Raw genomic sequence first — 16,478 nt, forward strand, 5'->3', positions numbered from 1 at the left:
TAATAACTTACGATTCTTGCATTGATGGTGGAAACTGAATATCCAAGTTTTCTACCGATAGTTTTCCTGAAATTAAGCGAGGCAATAACTGATCTCTGTTATTAACCAATAAGCTATTTTTAGTTTTTAATATCTCAATCAGTTTCATCTTATCTATAATTAAATTTGTATACTTCTCTTGAAGAGTTAAAGGAGCAACTAAAACCTTCTTATTGGTCAGCTCGCCCCAATGTCTTTTATATTCTGTAGTTTCTACTTGATCTTTAATTAAAGAAAATAAATATAATAATAAAATATTATGCTTACTTTTGAATGGGATAACATTTTCTGCCAAAGAAAAATTCTTAAACATGATCTGCATCTTGCATGAATGATCCCCAAAAATAATCATAGGACTTTCAAAAGATGCTATATGTTCTGCTTCTCCTTCATGAAAACCTAGCATAGTTTTTTGAGACTGATCAATAACAGGAATGTCTGCCTCTAAACATAATTCATATTCTTTGTAAACACGACCAAATTTCTTTCTATCAACCAAATTCGAAATTTTTTCAATTTTCCAATCTTTAGGAATGCCTTTTTCAAACTCTGTATTTTCCCAATTAGGAAAACGAAACCGTACAAACCATTCTTTATATAGCTCTTCCGCCATATTTTCTAAAATTTGGATACGTTTTTTATTGTTTTCGATGAGGTCATCGTAAGCTGAAAGAATAGCAACAATTTGTCTTTGTACTGAAATCGAAGGACATGGGAATAAAATTCGACGAACAATATCTTGATTTAGTGAAGCCATTGTTGCACCAAAGGCACACAAAGCATGCATCCAATCTTGGTGAGGTTGTGTCTTAAAATAGTACGATAAAAATCTAGAATCTACATTTTCAGTATTTAAACGAAGTCTCAAACAATCAGACCCTTGAACCCAACCAACTTGCTCGTCTTGGATATATGAATGTCTCTCTACTGCCCCTTTTCTTCCAAAAACAATATCATCTTTACATAGAATATGATTTTTCAGTTGCTCAGCTTTAAAGTCCGTTATAAATTCTAAATTGTCAGCTCTAATGTCACCAAATCCAATATTTCTAACATTGATTACTGGGGTTCCAGATTCTACATACTCACTAGCTTTTAGTTGAGTACCAAAAGGACCAGTTTGTAATGATGCTTCTTTAGAATCAATTAAGCTTCCAATTGATATAAAATTGAAATTCATATCAATCTCCTAAAAGCATCGTTAGGTTATTACTAATTAAATGACTCAATTTGATGGATTCATTTGTTAATCTAGTTAATTCTAATTTTAAATCGAGTATATTCTCCTGAAACTCTTCTTCTGTACGCCCATCTTCTTCAATCACTACACCCACATAACGCCCTGCATTTAAAGAATAATCTTGTTCTTTTACTTCCTCAGGTGTTGCTAACTTGCAAAGTCCCGTTACATCCTCATATTCAGCATTTGGAAAACGCTCTTGTAACCATGAAATATGATTGAAGAAATACTCAGCTTCATTACGATCAGCTTTAATATCGGCAAGTAAGGCTTTCACTTCTTTAATATCTGCTGTTAAAGCATTCAATTCTTTAAGTTTGACTTCTTTAACTTTAAGTACTTCTTTTTTATCATTTGCCTTAGCTTCGGCAACTTCAGCACGAGTGAGTTTGACTAAGTCGTTATGCGCTTTTTCTTTTTCACGAATGGCTTTGTCTAAAACTTTTGCTTCATCCACAATCGCTTTAAAGAATGGTGTAAAGCTTGCTCTTAACTTCTTTTGCTTCCCATTCAAATCAGCAACTAAATCTTTAGTTACTGCCTGAGGGAAAGCTGTTATATAAGCATCAAAGCTCTCTTTTAAAGGTTTTAAGGCATGCCAATGTTCATTAAGTTCATCAACACTTTGAACAATCACTGCATCATCTTTTAACGCATTTTTGAGTTTTTTAAAGCTTGGCTCTACATGAGGAACTGTGGCTTCAAGTTTAGCCATCCCTTGTCTAAAGTAATCGTCCACCAAACTGATATATTCATGATTTCGCTGCTTATGAAGCTTACCGATCATGGCAATATTAAGAATCTGCTCATCTGTAAAGTCACGATGCGCACGGTCAATCTGTCTAAAGATGTTACGAGCATCAATAAACAAAATTTTGTCATCTGTTTTATTTTTATCAAAGAACCAGAGTGTTGCAGGTAGCGTTACCGTATAGAACATATTTGATGGCAAAGTCAGCATGCCATAAATCAAATTATGCTCGATCAATGTCTGGCGTACATCAGCTTCTGAATTACGGGCATCCGAAGCAGAGTTCGGCATAACCAAAGCTGCACGACCACTGTTGGATAGCTTAGCTTGCTGTGCCTTTTTTAGCGAAGTTGCAAATAAGTTAATCCATAGATAATTTGCATTTGGAACTGTTTCAATCTTTGAATTATCATCTGATTTTTTAGGTTTAGTCTTATTGCGCGGTAAACCATAGCTATTAAAACGAGGATCATTTTCAACTGTTGTAATAGCCACATCATCTACGTTAAATGGTGGATTCGCCATGATGTAATCGAATTTTTCAAAGCCTTTAAATGGATCTTCTGAATAGGAGTTTGCTTGCTGGATTTCACCTTTCAAACCATTTACGAACAAGTTCATTTTGGCAAGTTTGACGGTATCTAGCGTCTTTTCTTGGCCATATACGAATAAATGATTGGTATTTTCAGCTTCACCAAGCTTTTTGCTTAATGCTTTACGGCGCTCTACAAATTGTAAAGACTGAACAAACATACCACCAGAACCGCATGCTGGATCGTATACAGAACCATTAAAAGGTTCAATCATTTCAACCATCAAACGTACAACAGAAGTTGGCGTAAAGAATTCACCACCTTTTTGTCCTTCTGAAAGCGCAAACTTACCCAAGAAGTATTCATAAATTTTGCCAAATACATCACCTGAAGCATCCACAGGAATATTTGAAAAACTACGGACTAAACCACGTAGCGCATCTTTACTCTCTGGACGACGGTTAAAGGCTTGATACTCTTCTTTAGGCAATACATCTTTAAAATCATCTTGGCCTTGATGATCTTCAATTTCCTGCATCGCTTCTTTAATTTTTTTTGCTAAGTTCTCGCTATCAGGAAGTTCAAGCAAATAGTTATAACGAGCATTATCAGGTAAGTAAAAACCACAATGTTTAATGGCAATTTCAGCAATCGACTTTTCACGACGAGAGCCTCTAAGTTCATTAAATTCTTTTAGAATTGCATCTTCAGCAGCAGCGTATTTATTGTCAGCAAACTTTAAGAAGATCAAACCCAATACTGGAGTTGAATATTCGTTAGGCTTTAAGTCAGTGTTTGCACGTAAGCTATCTGCTGCTGACCAAAGCTGATCTTCTAACTGTTTTAACTCAATAAGGTTCATATCACTTCCAACAACATTTTTTTAATTAAGAATGAGGAGATTCTTGATTCCCCAAACAATTCAATCCCAAAAAAACTCTTTACCATTTGCTTCATAGATAAAGAAAAATTGCGCTTAGTGCGCTATTCTACAGAACGACTTAGCATCGAAGAAGCTAATAAATTAGTTTTCTTTTCTCAAATATATTTTGAGAAATACAAGAATCCATTTTTATAATCTAAAATACTCTTGGGACTTCTAAACAAGGTAAATATGGCTTAAATTAGCCCATGAAAAATGATCTTGCTGAAAGTTTTATAAGTTTAATTAAACTTTTGAATTAACTCATAACTTTTAGGCTAAAATTAATATTGTAAAAACCAAAAAATGAATAAATAAACGGAGAAATTATGATTAATCGTGGTCCAGAATGGGCTCGATGAGACTTACATGTGCATACCAAAGGCAAAGCTAAGAATGATCAATTTGGAAATATTAGTTTTGACCTACCCAAATAACATGCAAACTCAATCTGAACAAGCCCCCACCAACCATCCTTCCAACAACTTCCCTTTATCCACCTTATTCCCACTCAACAACCGCACCATTGCCCCATCCACCACAAACAAGAACATCTGTGCATCTGCTTTTGCAGCATTCATCTCCATTCTGACCAACAACATATAAATTTCACGAATCAACCAGTTTCGGTATTCCACCACCATCTCATATGCCTTTGGATAACGTGCTTTAATTTCAAAAACTGCCCGAAACAATAAATGGTACATCCCTTCTAAATCGGCATGCAGAAAGAAAATCCGTTTCAGCTTTTCACGCCCCGATAAATTTTTATTGGCATACAGAATTGAACGGACTTCTTTCTTCAGTGCCGTTCTCTGCAAACTCAACGTCATTTCAACCAAATGCTCTTTGGAGTGAAAGTATTTATAAAAGGTGCCTTTGGCAATTTTAGACTCATCAATAATCAGGTCGACCCCAACATGATGAAAGCCATCTTGGTTAAACAGTGTTTGCGAGGTATCCAAGACTTTTAAAGCACGATAAGTCAAAGCAAAAGGTGGCATATCATTTCCATGATTGAATAATTTTTGTTGTTGCTCAACCCGATCAAGCGGCCATTTATGCTGCAATAAGCAAAAAAAGGCATGCAAAGACCCGATAAGACGGCCTGAGCGTATCTCAAGTTTTATTGTTGATATGATTTTTTAGTCGTGACAAAGCACTGTCTGAATTACGAAGCGCATTCAAACCCTGTCAAAGACTAATGAAGAAGAATAAAAATACAGTGCATGGCCAACTCCTAAATCCTTCGGAATTCTGCCAAGACATAAAGATTATGGTGGCAGGGTGAAAGAGGGTTAGCAGACTGAACCTAAGAATCAGCACGCCCGAAGGCGTCCCCCTTTCGCCCTACCGCTACAAAAGGGGGACGAACGAGTCTACATCAAAAAAACAAGGTTTTTCAATGCACTTAGGAAACGGTCTGCTAAAACCGGCTGGCGATGTAGGCCAGCGCTTAAAGAATAATCGGTGAGTTTAAGGGTGTCAATCTTACACTTTGGGCCAAAGCAATTTTATTATTATTTTTCAATAAATTATATTGTTTATTATTTTTAAATTATGATGTAAATGTATTTTAATAATGAGCCAATCGGCTTAAAGCATCCTACTTTAAGCGACTTCAGTTTGCCCCACTTGGTGATAAGCACGATTAAAATAAACCAAGCTTTGATCATGTCCACTTTGTTGAACCGCCACAATACGACAAATAAAAATCGTATGCGTTCCCACTTCCTGAATTTGATCAATCTCGCAATCAAAATTCACCAAGGCATCATCCAAAACAGGCGCACCTGTTTCCAGTTCTGACCAAGCACCGTGTTTAAAACGTTCTTCGGGACTCAATTTAGACGAAAAGGCTTTAGAAATATGTTGATGATCTGCACTTAACACATTCACGCTTAAGATTTTATTGTCGACGAAATGTACATGTGAACTCGATGCCCGATTCATACACACCAATAAAGTCGGAGGCGTATCAGTGACGCTACATACAGCAGATGCAGTAAAGCCATAACGACCAGACATGCCAGTGGTGGTAATCACACTAACTGCACTGGTGAGTAAAGACATTGCATCTCTAAAATCTGTTGCTTCAACCATCACTTTATACCTCAATTAAACCCGATCTATTTTAAATGTGCTCAGGGCTACAATGTGCAGCCCTTAAGCCATCTAGGGGTCGTTAAATTAAGCGAGTTCTTTACGAACAATTTCTGCACCTGCACTTAATGCATTCAGCTTGCCACGTGCAACATCACGTGCCAAAGGTGCCATACCACAGTTAGTTGATGGATACAGCTTATCGGCATCGACAAACTGAAGTGCTTTACGTAAGGTATCGGCAACTTCTTCTGGCGTTTCAACCGTGTTGCTCGCCACGTCAATCGCACCAACCATCACTTTTTTACCGCGAATCAATTCAATCAGATCCATCGGCACACGCGAGTTATGACATTCGAGCGAGATGATATCAAGTTTTGATTGTTGTAGCTTTGGAAAAGCCTCTTCATATTGGCGCCATTCAGAACCAAGGGTCTTTTTCCAGTCCGTATTGGCTTTAATGCCGTAACCATAGCAAATGTGCACCGCAGTTTCACACTTCAAACCTTCAAGCGCACGCTCTAAAGTCGCCACACCCCAGTCATTTACTTCATCAAAGAACACATTAAAAGCAGGTTCATCAAACTGGATAATATCCACGCCCGCCGCTTCTAACTCTTTGGCTTCTTCATTCAGGATTTTGGCAAATTCCCATGCCAATTTTTCACGGCTTTTATAATGCGCATCATACAACGTATCAATCATGGTCATTGGCCCTGGCAACGCCCATTTGATTGGTTGATTGGTTTGCTGACGTAAGAACTTGGCATCTTCAACAAAAACAGGCTTTTGACGCGATACAGCACCGACCACAGTTGGTACACTGGCATCATAACGATTACGGATGCGCACCGTCTCACGTTTCTCAAAATCAACACCGGTAAGATGCTCAATAAATGTCGTCACAAAGTGCTGACGGGTTTGCTCGCCATCACTGACAATATCAATGCCTGCTACTTGCTGCTCATGCAAAGACAAACGTAAAGCATCCTGTTTACCTTCAATCAGACCCTGCTCTTGCAATTTCCATGGTGACCAAAGCTTTTCAGGCTCTGCCAACCAAGACGGTTTCGGTAAGCTACCCGCAGTCGACGTAGGTAATAATCTTTTCATCATCAATAACCTTATATTTTCAATAAATTAGTGCGCGTAACTTTTTTGCGAGTTGTTTTGTGCTGCATAACTGGCAGACCACTGTTCAAGCGTCTCGCGGTATGGTTTGATGAATTGTTCTTCAACAAATTTGCCTTGTTCAATCGCCAAACGACTACGTTCTTCTCGATCATATACAATGCGAGTCAGTGAATAATCTTGGTTGCTCAAACTTGGTTGATACGATTTGCCTGCCACTGAATTAGCATTGTAAATTTCAGGACGGTAAATCTTCTGGAAGCTTTCCATGGTACTGATAGTGCTGATCAACTCCAGATTGCTGTAATCCGCCAACAAATCCCCAGAGAAATAGAAGGCCAACGGCGCAACACTATTTGGCGGCATGAAATAACGCACCTTTAAGCCCATTTTTTGGAAATACTCATCCGTTAATGAATATTCATCTTGCAAATATTCCGTCCCCAATACTGGATGCTGATTTTCAGTACGTTGATAGACCTTGCTGCTGGAAACACTGAGGCAAATCACAGGTGGCTTTTTAAAGTTTGCCTTGTAAGTCTCTGACTCAATAAAGCTCTTAAACAAGTTGCCATGTAAGTCGCCGAAGTTCTCTGGTGTGCTAAATCCAGACTGATTTTTATTATGGTCAAGCAATAGCACACTGAAATCATAGTCACGTACATAAGAAGAGAAATTATTGCCCACAATACCTTCAATACGCTCATTGGTTTTTTGATCAACAATATTGGTTTTCAAGATTTCAATTAAAGGAAGTGGATTGGCATTGCTTGCCGCATCCACCTTCATTTCAACCGAAATGATTTCCAGCTCAACTTTATAACGATCAGCAAAAGGATTATCCCAATGCGCCAAAGCATTAAAGCGATTGTCGATCATCTTTAAGGTGTTGTGCAGATTCTGTTGGCGACTCTCGCCTCTTGCCAAATTCGCAAAGTTGGTTGTGATACGTGTATTTTCTGATGGGGTGTAGTTCTCATCAAAATCAATACGCTTAATCGTAAATGCAAACTCTTTACTCATTTTAATCTGCCACCCTAATTTCCGAGATAAATCTAAATTTCTTTATAGAGTGATTTATACCGCAATCATTAGCTGAATAAAAATGATTTAATCTAACCTCAAAATGAATGAAATTCATGTTAAGAAATTCACTAAGGTGAAAATCGCTCAACAAGGTCTGTGCAATCAGGCGGACAGTAGAGCTCAGCCCGATCACCTTAGGAAAAATTTGCTGCTTTCCGTTGAAGTGAAATCATTAAATAAAGTCACAAAGAAAGTTTTATGATCAGTTTTATTTGTCACAACATAACCGATGAGCTATAAAAAACCGCTTTTTCTCGCGGTTTAAAACAGAACTCAACCTACACACTTGGTTAAGATGCTGGAATTAATGCAAATTTTTCCGATATTGGATAAATCCTGCATTCACGGCCATGCTATCGTAAAGCATTCGTGCTTGGTAATTGGTTTCATGAGTTAGCCAATAAACACGTGAGCATTCTCTTTCAGCCGCCTTTTGGTAAACAGCTTCTATCAACTTACGACCTAAACCTTTTATCCGTGAATGTTGATCAACAAATAAATCCTGTAAATAACAGTAATCACCTGTAGTCCACGTACTTCGATGAAAAATAAAATGCACAAAGCCAATCAAAGTATCTTGATCCCCCACCACTAGACAGTACATATCTTCATTTGGATCAAGTAATCGAGAAAATGTTTTTTCCGTCACCTTATGATCAATCTCGACCTTATAGAAAGCCTGATAGCCTTGCCATAACAACAACCAGTTTTGATAATCTTGCTGCTCCAGCGCTCTGAGCTTCATGCCAGCGCCTCCATATTAGGATGGTGTCTAAACATCATAGTTTTGTCTTTTATAAAGCCGAGTGCCAATTTAAACTTTTCATCTAGACCAATTTTTTGATAATTCAATCCGCTCATTTGGTCAAAATGTGACTCATCTCTCTAAACCATAAGTCTAAGATTTACTAGAACTTTCTACAACTTTCACACAATAAATCATCAAAGTCGGCTTGATTTGTACATTTTGAAACATTAGTTCAACCAAAATACCGTCTAAATTAAAGTAAAATTCATGAACTAACTTCTTCAACATCAGTGTTAAGGCGATCCCTTGCCGTACTGATGTGCCTTTATTGCGCCTGTATCATCATTTAAATTCTTTCTCTCTATATCGCTTGTCATATAGAGCGTCATTTAATTTTTAAGGTAAATTGAATGAAAAAATTTTGGAAATATTTATTAGTACTACTCGTAGTATTAATTATTATTGCAATTGCCTTTCTTTTTAGACCAGTTGCGTCTAAGGCAATTAAAACCACCAGTAACGAACCAACTGTCGATGTTGTACTCATCGGCGGCGGGATCATGAGTGCCACTTTAGGTACTTACCTCAACGAATTACAACCCGACTGGAATATCCGCATGTATGAACGTCTTGATGCTGTTGCACAAGAAAGTTCAAACGGTTTCAACAACGCGGGTACAGGCCACTCAGGCTTTATGGAAATGAACTATACCGAAGAAAAAGACGGTAAAATGGACATTTCTAAAGCTGTAAACGTGGCAGGTCAGTTTGAAATTGCCAAACAGTTCTGGGCATACCAAGTGAAGCAAGGTGTACTCGAAACACCAAATACCTTCATTAACCCAGTACCCCACATTGCTTTCGTATGGGGCGATAACGTGAATTTCATGGAAAAGCGTTATGCAGCCATGGTTCAAAACCCGTTATTCGCTGGCATGAAATTGAGTGAAGACAAAGCTGAAATTCAACAATGGGCACCATTGGTGATGGACGGTCGTGATCCTCAACAAAAAGTGGCTGCAACTCGTATGGACGTTGGTTCTGACGTGAACTACGGTGCAATCACCAAGCAGTTGATTGGCAACCTTGAAAAGAGTCCAAACTTCAAACTCAGCACTTCAACTGAAGTGACGGGTATCAGCAAAAACGATGACAACACTTGGTCTGTGGCTTTCAAAGATTTGAAATCTGGCAAAGTTGATCATGTGAAAACACGCTTTGTGTTTATTGGTGCAGGCGGTGCTGCAATTAAATTATTGCAAATGACTGGCTTACCAGAAGCGCAACAATATGCTGGCTTCCCTGTAGGTGGTGAGTTCCTTGTAACTGACAACCCAGCAGTAACAGCAAAACACACAGCGAAAGTCTATGGTCGTGCTGATCTTGGCGCGCCTCCGATGTCTGTACCACATATCGATACTCGTTATATCGACGGTAAAAAATATGTGTTGTTTGGCCCATTCGCAACTTATTCAAACAAGTTCCTGAAAAATGGTTCACAGCTTGATTTGCTTGCATCGACCAACAAAAACAACGTGTTGCCTATGGCTGCAATTGGTCTACAAAATGCTGATCTTGTTCAGTACCTCGTAAGCCAAGTGTTAATGTCTGATGCAGATCGTTTCAATGAGTTGAAAAAATACTACCCTGAAGCTGATCCAAAAGACTGGCATTTACAACAAGGTGGTCAACGCGTTCAGATCATCAAAAAAGAGCCGGGCAAACCTGCTAAATTGCAATTCGGTACAGAAATCTTTGCATCTAAAGATAAGTCTGTAACTGCATTGTTAGGTGCTTCTCCGGGTGCGTCTACATCACCTTACATCATGCTTAACTTGCTTGAAAAAGCATTCCCTGAGCAAACCAAAGGTGTATGGAATGCTAAGTTACATGAAATCGTACGTTCTTATGGTAAAGACCTTTCAACCGATCCAGCGTTGTTAGATCAAATCCGTCAGTACTCAAGTTCAACTTTAGGCTTGAACTATACGACTCCAGCAAACTTAGTTCCTGCTAAGAAAGTTGTTAAAGCTGAAGCTGTTGCTCAATAAGTAACGCTAAGCACATCAAAAAGGGAGGAGTTTCAGCTCTTCCCTTTTTCTTTATTTGTATGTTTTAAATCTACGCCTTATGTCCTCTGCTGTACCTCATTCTGCTTTTGCTGCATTTGCCAGTCGTGACTTCACGTTATTGACCATCAATCAATGCTGCCTAACGTTTGCGGTGCTGATTCAGGAAGTGCTGATCGCGTATTATCTATATCAAATTACCAAGAATCCGCTTATCCTCGGCTTGGTCGGGATCATGGATTTTTTGCCCTTTCTCGTCCTCTCTTTGTGGGGTGGTTATATTGCTGACCGTTTTAATCGGCAGCGTATTTTGCAGATCAGCTTTAGCTTTGCCATCCCCTTATCATTTGCTTTGTGGATAAGCTTTGATCTTTTCCACACTCAAACCATCAGTGCAAATTTATTATTAATCTCATGCTTGAGTATTCTGTTTTTATTTGGCTGTATTCGCGGCATATACAGTCCCTGCTTTAATTCTTTACGTCCTTTTGTCGTACCGGAGCATTTGTATACCAATGCCGCCACTTGGACCAGCATGTGCTGGCAAGCCAGTGGTATTCTCTCTCCCGTCATTGGTGGCTTCCTGTTGGCTCATCTGGATTTAGATATTACGTTTAGCGTCATCGTGGCACTTTTTTTAAGTGGTAGTATTGCCCTCTGGTGTTTGCAAAAACGAGATTTTCCTCAAATCCAAACAGAGTCAGTAACTCAGAGTCTAAAAGAAGCGCTGCATTTTATTTTTAAAACTAAAATTATTTTTTGGGCGATGTTTCTCGATATGAGCTCAGTTTTTTTTGGTGGCATCATCGCGCTCTTGCCCATTTTTGCCCAAGATATTTTACATATCGGTGCAGATGGTTTTGGTCTATTACGCGCGGCACCTGCTTTTGGCGCATTGGTGATGATGATCATTTTAATTCGCTATCCACCAAAATCTAGACCGTGGCAGATGATGTTGATAGCAGTGACAGGCTTTGGCCTGTGTACCTTGTTATTTGCTGTTACCAGACAGCTGTATTTTTCAGTCGCAGTTCTCATTATTATGGGAGCATGTGACAGTATAAACATTGTCATTCGTCAAACGATTCTGCAACTGATTCCACCCAAGGACATGCTTGGACGTGTCGCTGCCATTAATGGCATTTTTGTCACCTCGAGTAATGAGCTTGGTGCGTTGCAATCCAGTGTGATGACGCGCTTTTTCAGCGTGATTCCTGCAATGTTGATGGGTGGTTCACTGTCTTTGCTCTGCGTTGTCTTAACCAAGCTCAAGACCAAAGATTTATTGAAGTTCCGTTTTTAATCCCCGTATTAAACAAATAGTTATTTTAAAATTCAATGTCATATGAAACATACTTTGCCCGCGTCTTCAGGCCTCTCTAAATTTATTATTTTTTCCGTTTTTGTATGGCTGGTCTTGCTGTGGCTGCAATCGACCTATATCGTCATTATCGGTGGGCATGCCTATCTATTCTGGACCTCGTTTGGCCTTTTGATATTGAACATTCTGAGCTTGCGCCCAACGATTTTAAAAAACCGAATTGCTTTGGTGACGACCGCTGCCTTGCTGATTTATCTGGTGTTTAACTCACTGTTTTGCACCTATTTGATGATTGCCTTCTATTGTATTTTCTACCTCTATTCAGATGAATATAAGAATAAACGCGCCATTAAATTGATCAGCTTATTCTTGATCATGATCATCTTTGCGATCTACCAGACCCAATCGCTGCATGAACTCAAAAGCCACTATGAAACCTATGAAACGGGTGAAACATGGCAAAAATATGGCGCCTTATAATCAGGCCAATAAAAAACCTCACTTCACGTGAGGTTTTTTATTATTCAGCAGACTAATCTTGAGAGTCTGGATACAAAGGACGATTTCCGGGACTAATACGATTGATATGCAAGAAAGTCATATGCCGTTCGTACTTATCAAGAATGTCGTTAATCACCTGTTCTTTGGTGTATCCAACCAGATCATTGTCCTGCGAACCCTCATACAAGAAGGTTTCCAGACGGTAGTAGAACTGCTTACCGCGTTTACCACGTTCACTGAAGTTAGGCGCGATATAACGTACCGGCCAAATTTGATAAACGAAGTTGTGCTCTTCTTCCAAGTAGATGGTTAAATCTAAATGATAGAGTGCATCGTTGTCTTCCAATGCTGTTTGGGTGACATCGACTTGCATACCACGTTTAACCAGTTCATCGGCAACTGTGCGTACTGCAGGCTCACAGACACTATCAAGCATGCGTTGGGTTTCACTGGTACCTGGGTGATGCATCACACGGGCTAAACGCTTTTTCCAGTTCAGGATATCCACGTTTCCGACCACGGGCGCTGCATTCATACTACGACTCGCCTTCCGATAATCTTCCAGACGCAAAGACTTGTACAGACCCGCCATCACCAACAACATGACAAAACTAAAGGGTAAGCCCATGATTACCGTAGCACTTTGTAGCGCGGTAATCCCGTTTGCCATCAGCATTGCCAAGGTGAGCAAGCCAATTGCCGTTGCCCAAAACACTCTTAACCAGCGTGGCGCATCATTATCAACATTGGAAAATTTAGTGGTGAAGTTCCCTAAAACCAACGCACCAGAATCGGCAGAGGTTACATAGAACAACAGACCTGTAATCGTCGCCACACCTGCAATAAATGCAAACCACGGATATTGCGCCAATAGGTCATAAAAACCATGCGCAGGATCAGTTAGAACCGTTTGAGCCAGTGCCGTATTGCCTTCAAAAATGACGTTATATAAAGCACTGTTTCCAAAAATAGATAACCATGTGATGGTAAACAACAATGGAATAATTAAGGTACCGCAAACAAATTCACGAATGGTACGACCACGGGAAATCCGCGCCAAGAACAGACCGACAAAAGGTGACCAAGCTACCCACCATGCCCAGAAGAACAAGGTCCAGCTATTCATCCAATCCTTAGGCTGATCAAAGGCAAAACTTTCCAAGGCCAAACTTGGGAATCGACTGATGTAGTCACCAAAGTTTTGTACCAATGCATTGAGTAAAAATCCGGTATTGCCCAAGAACAAGACAAACAACATTAAGCCAATTGCGGCAAAAATATTGATTTCAGATAAAACCTTAATACCTTTATTGACCCCAGCTGTCACCGAAATAATGGTGACAATCACAGCAACCAAAATCAGTGCCGACTGAATCAACAGGTTTTCAGGCCAACCAAATAAGACATGCAAACCATAATTGATCTGGACGACGGCGATACCACAGGTGGTGGCAATACCAAAGATGGTCCCGATAACTGCTGCAATATCTACACTATGCCCAATTGGACCATCAATTTTTTTACCAAAAATTGGGTAGAGCGCGGAACGAATGGTGAGAGGTAGGTTATAGCGATAACTAAAGTAGCCCAAGGCCATCCCGACCAGCGCATACATGCCCCAACCCGTTAAACCATAGTGGAACAGCGTCCAAACCATACCCTGACGCGCAGCTTCATAGGTTTGACCTTCACCCACAGGCGGATTCATATAATGAGATAAAGGTTCTGCAACAGAGAAGAACATTAAATCTGTTCCGATCCCCGCCGCAAACAACATCGCTGACCAACTGAGTAAGCTAAACTCAGGTTTGGAATGCTTAGGACCAAGTTTGATATCGCCATAACGTGAGCAAGCAATAAAAACCACAAAGATTAAATACAATGTTGCAGCTAATAGGTAATACCAGCTGAATTTATCACTGACCCAAGCCAGCACCACGTTGAGTAAATGGTTGGCAAAATCGTTAAATAAAATCGTAACAAGTGCAAATGTTAAAATAAGTAGAGCTGAAACATAGAAGACCACACGATTTAAATGGTCTTTATTCGCTAATGTAGCATCATCAACCGCTCTTGGATTATCTGTCGCCATACAATCCTCAGGGAGTTAGAGAAGAAAAAGAAAATATTCATCCACGTCTTTTCATCACGAGATCAATGAAAAGACATATCTGAATAGAAAATGAAAAACAAAAGTTATTTACCCGAATTACAATATTTCTGATTTTTCAGTGGTGTGATGTGATGACTGAGTTACCTGCGTTATCACTTGCGGTGGTGTAGGACTAAATTGATCCTGTTTCAGTGCTTTGGCCAAGCCAAACATATACAGCAAAATAATAACGGAGAATGGCAAACCACACAGCACCACAGCGCTTTGCATAGAGTGAAAACTCCCTGCCAACAGCAGCCCGATACTGACAATGGTAATCACCACAGACCAGAAAATTCGCAACCAAATCGGTGAGTCACTTTCATTGCTACCCCCTTTCGAGGACAGATTTGCGATCATGAGTGTACCAGAACCCACAGGGGTCAAAAACAATACGAAACAAATCACAACAACAATCCCAGCAACATAAGGATTGAATGGTAGAAATTCGAGAAGCTTAAATAAGGACAAAGCAGGATCGGTTAACACCAGATCACCTAAGATTTTTTGCTTTTGTTCCAAAATAAAATAGATTGCGGTGTTACCAAAAATCGAGATCCAAGCCAACGTAAAACCTAATGGAATCAGACAGACACCGAGCACAACTTCACGAATGGTACGGCCTTTGGAAATACGCGCAATAAACATACCTACGAATGGCGCCCATGCAATCCACCATGCCCAATAGAACACTGTCCATGAACCTAACCACTCACCTGCTTTGGCATTGTAGAGGTACATATCAAAGCTCTTCGCTAGAAAATGATCGAGATAATCACCCACGTTCTGTACTAATCCATTGAGCAAATGGTTGGTTGGTCCTGTAAGGAATACAAACAGCAAGAGCGCATAGAGCAAACGCAAATTGATACGCGATAACCAAGCCAAGCCCTTTTCAATCCCGACCACAGTGGTAATGGTCGCAACTGACATCATCAGCAACACCACCGTAATTAGAGTGGTTTGGTTATTTGGAATCTCAGGCAAGAGATAATGTACACCCGAAACCAGTACCAAAGCACCAATACCGAGATTCGTCACCAAAGAAATGACTGTGGCTAAAATCCCAAAACCATCGACAAAATCACCGATCAAACCATGAATACGTTCACCAAAGATTGGATACAGCGCAGAGCGCAACGCCAATGGCAAGTTCTGACGAAAAGCAAAATAACCGAGTGTCACACCCAATAAGGCATACAACACCCAACCATGAATGCCCCAATGTAAAAAGCTATACATCATGGCATCACGTGCGGCTTGAATGGTTCCACCCTGACCTTCTGGCGGTCGAATAAAATGGTCAACGGGTTCAGCTACACCGTAATACAGCAGCGCAATCCCGATTCCTGCGGAAAACAGCATCGACACCCAAGCCAGATAGCCAAACTCAGGTTTATCGTCATCTTTACCTAAAGGAATCTGCCCAACCCGAGAAAAAGCCAGCCATGCGACAAAACCTAAACAAACTACAATCACCAGCATGTAGTACCAGCCAAATAATTGATTGGCCTGCCCTTGTATATAGGTTAACCAGAACTGACTGCGCTGTGGAAACAACACAAACAATAGGCCAAAAATGCCGATACTGATTGCGGAGCTCCAAAAAACAAACAAATTTAAACGTATAGGTTCAGATGGGGACCCTTCATTACTTTCTGACACCATGTTCTTGCTCCTTGCAATTGGTGTTTTTTCTTAAAAAATAATGTGATAAGTGTTCAATTCTGCTTATCGCCTTATCCATAAGAATCTTTGATTTATTACGCTACTTCTATTCTTTCCAATCAAAAATTCATTGATTTTTACAGATTATACTTTTTATTGATTGAACGTTCAATCAATAAAAAGTATGATAAAAAAATGTTATGATGCTCTACAT

Annotated in this window: 12 protein-coding genes; 3 read left to right on the top strand and 9 right to left on the bottom strand. The window is 39.7% G+C overall.

Annotated features, from left to right (window positions below):
* Positions 1 to 7 precede the first annotated feature (7 nt).
* From WA352_RS12485 to WA352_RS12515, 7 genes are all read right to left on the bottom strand, one after another.
* The gene (locus tag WA352_RS12485; protein ID WP_033133487.1) at positions 8 to 1,219 is read right to left on the bottom strand and encodes a restriction endonuclease subunit S; all 1,212 of its coding nucleotides are present in this window, start codon (positions 1,217 to 1,219) and stop codon (positions 8 to 10) included.
* A gap of 1 nt (position 1,220) precedes the next feature.
* On the bottom strand, positions 1,221 to 3,425 hold the full coding sequence (locus WA352_RS12490) for a type I restriction-modification system subunit M (protein WP_033133486.1): 2,205 nt from the start codon (positions 3,423 to 3,425) through the stop codon (positions 1,221 to 1,223).
* Between the two features lie 506 nt (positions 3,426 to 3,931).
* The gene (locus WA352_RS12495) at positions 3,932 to 4,489 is read right to left on the bottom strand and encodes a TetR/AcrR family transcriptional regulator (RefSeq protein ID WP_033133507.1); all 558 of its coding nucleotides are present in this window, start codon (positions 4,487 to 4,489) and stop codon (positions 3,932 to 3,934) included.
* Between the two features lie 607 nt (positions 4,490 to 5,096).
* A complete protein-coding gene (locus WA352_RS12500) occupies positions 5,097 to 5,588 on the bottom strand; it encodes a flavin reductase (RefSeq protein WP_005205662.1) in 492 nt (163 codons plus the stop codon).
* Between the two features lie 87 nt (positions 5,589 to 5,675).
* On the bottom strand, positions 5,676 to 6,701 hold the full coding sequence (locus WA352_RS12505) for a methionine synthase (protein WP_032864471.1): 1,026 nt from the start codon (positions 6,699 to 6,701) through the stop codon (positions 5,676 to 5,678).
* A gap of 27 nt (positions 6,702 to 6,728) precedes the next feature.
* Entirely contained in the window at positions 6,729 to 7,742 is a 1,014-nt protein-coding gene (locus WA352_RS12510; protein ID WP_033133485.1) for a DUF1852 domain-containing protein, read from the bottom strand.
* 367 nt (positions 7,743 to 8,109) lie between these two features.
* Complete coding sequence (locus tag WA352_RS12515; RefSeq protein WP_033133484.1) at positions 8,110 to 8,550, bottom strand: GNAT family N-acetyltransferase; 441 nt, start codon at positions 8,548 to 8,550, stop codon at positions 8,110 to 8,112.
* A 413-nt stretch (positions 8,551 to 8,963) separates the two neighbouring features.
* On the opposite strand from WA352_RS12515, the gene mqo reads away from it, so the two are divergent.
* The 3 genes from mqo (at position 8,964) to WA352_RS12530 (ending at position 12,423) form a co-directional block, all read left to right on the top strand.
* The gene (mqo, locus tag WA352_RS12520; protein ID WP_004804731.1) at positions 8,964 to 10,604 is read left to right on the top strand and encodes a malate dehydrogenase (quinone); all 1,641 of its coding nucleotides are present in this window, start codon (positions 8,964 to 8,966) and stop codon (positions 10,602 to 10,604) included.
* Positions 10,605 to 10,683: 79 nt separating this feature from the next.
* Positions 10,684 to 11,925: an MFS transporter gene (locus WA352_RS12525; protein WP_033133483.1), complete on the top strand. Its 1,242-nt coding sequence runs from the start codon at positions 10,684 to 10,686 to the stop codon at positions 11,923 to 11,925.
* Positions 11,926 to 11,967: 42 nt separating this feature from the next.
* Entirely contained in the window at positions 11,968 to 12,423 is a 456-nt protein-coding gene (locus tag WA352_RS12530; RefSeq protein ID WP_171549344.1) for a hypothetical protein, read from the top strand.
* A gap of 52 nt (positions 12,424 to 12,475) precedes the next feature.
* Here WA352_RS12530 and WA352_RS12535 read toward each other — a convergent pair whose 3' ends face one another.
* Both WA352_RS12535 and WA352_RS12540 read right to left on the bottom strand, forming a co-directional pair.
* Entirely contained in the window at positions 12,476 to 14,536 is a 2,061-nt protein-coding gene (locus WA352_RS12535; protein ID WP_005312420.1) for a choline transporter, read from the bottom strand.
* Between the two features lie 117 nt (positions 14,537 to 14,653).
* Entirely contained in the window at positions 14,654 to 16,264 is a 1,611-nt protein-coding gene (locus WA352_RS12540; protein ID WP_033133481.1) for a BCCT family transporter, read from the bottom strand.
* Positions 16,265 to 16,478 lie beyond the last annotated feature (214 nt).

It is taken from the genome of Acinetobacter sp. 102 (genome assembly GCF_037028485.1).
Classification (GTDB): domain Bacteria; phylum Pseudomonadota; class Gammaproteobacteria; order Pseudomonadales; family Moraxellaceae; genus Acinetobacter; species Acinetobacter higginsii.

Coding starts and splice junctions, on each gene's coding strand:
- WA352_RS12485 (WP_033133487.1), bottom strand. CDS start 1,219: ATGAATTTCAATTTTATATCAATTGGAAGCTTAATTGATTCTAAAGAA.
- WA352_RS12490 (WP_033133486.1), bottom strand. CDS start 3,425: ATGAACCTTATTGAGTTAAAACAGTTAGAAGATCAGCTTTGGTCAGCA.
- WA352_RS12495 (WP_033133507.1), bottom strand. CDS start 4,489: ATGCCACCTTTTGCTTTGACTTATCGTGCTTTAAAAGTCTTGGATACC.
- WA352_RS12500 (WP_005205662.1), bottom strand. CDS start 5,588: ATGGTTGAAGCAACAGATTTTAGAGATGCAATGTCTTTACTCACCAGT.
- WA352_RS12505 (WP_032864471.1), bottom strand. CDS start 6,701: ATGAAAAGATTATTACCTACGTCGACTGCGGGTAGCTTACCGAAACCG.
- WA352_RS12510 (WP_033133485.1), bottom strand. CDS start 7,742: ATGAGTAAAGAGTTTGCATTTACGATTAAGCGTATTGATTTTGATGAG.
- WA352_RS12515 (WP_033133484.1), bottom strand. CDS start 8,550: ATGAAGCTCAGAGCGCTGGAGCAGCAAGATTATCAAAACTGGTTGTTG.
- mqo (WP_004804731.1), top strand. CDS start 8,964: ATGAAAAAATTTTGGAAATATTTATTAGTACTACTCGTAGTATTAATT.
- WA352_RS12525 (WP_033133483.1), top strand. CDS start 10,684: ATGTCCTCTGCTGTACCTCATTCTGCTTTTGCTGCATTTGCCAGTCGT.
- WA352_RS12530 (WP_171549344.1), top strand. CDS start 11,968: ATGAAACATACTTTGCCCGCGTCTTCAGGCCTCTCTAAATTTATTATT.
- WA352_RS12535 (WP_005312420.1), bottom strand. CDS start 14,536: ATGGCGACAGATAATCCAAGAGCGGTTGATGATGCTACATTAGCGAAT.
- WA352_RS12540 (WP_033133481.1), bottom strand. CDS start 16,264: ATGGTGTCAGAAAGTAATGAAGGGTCCCCATCTGAACCTATACGTTTA.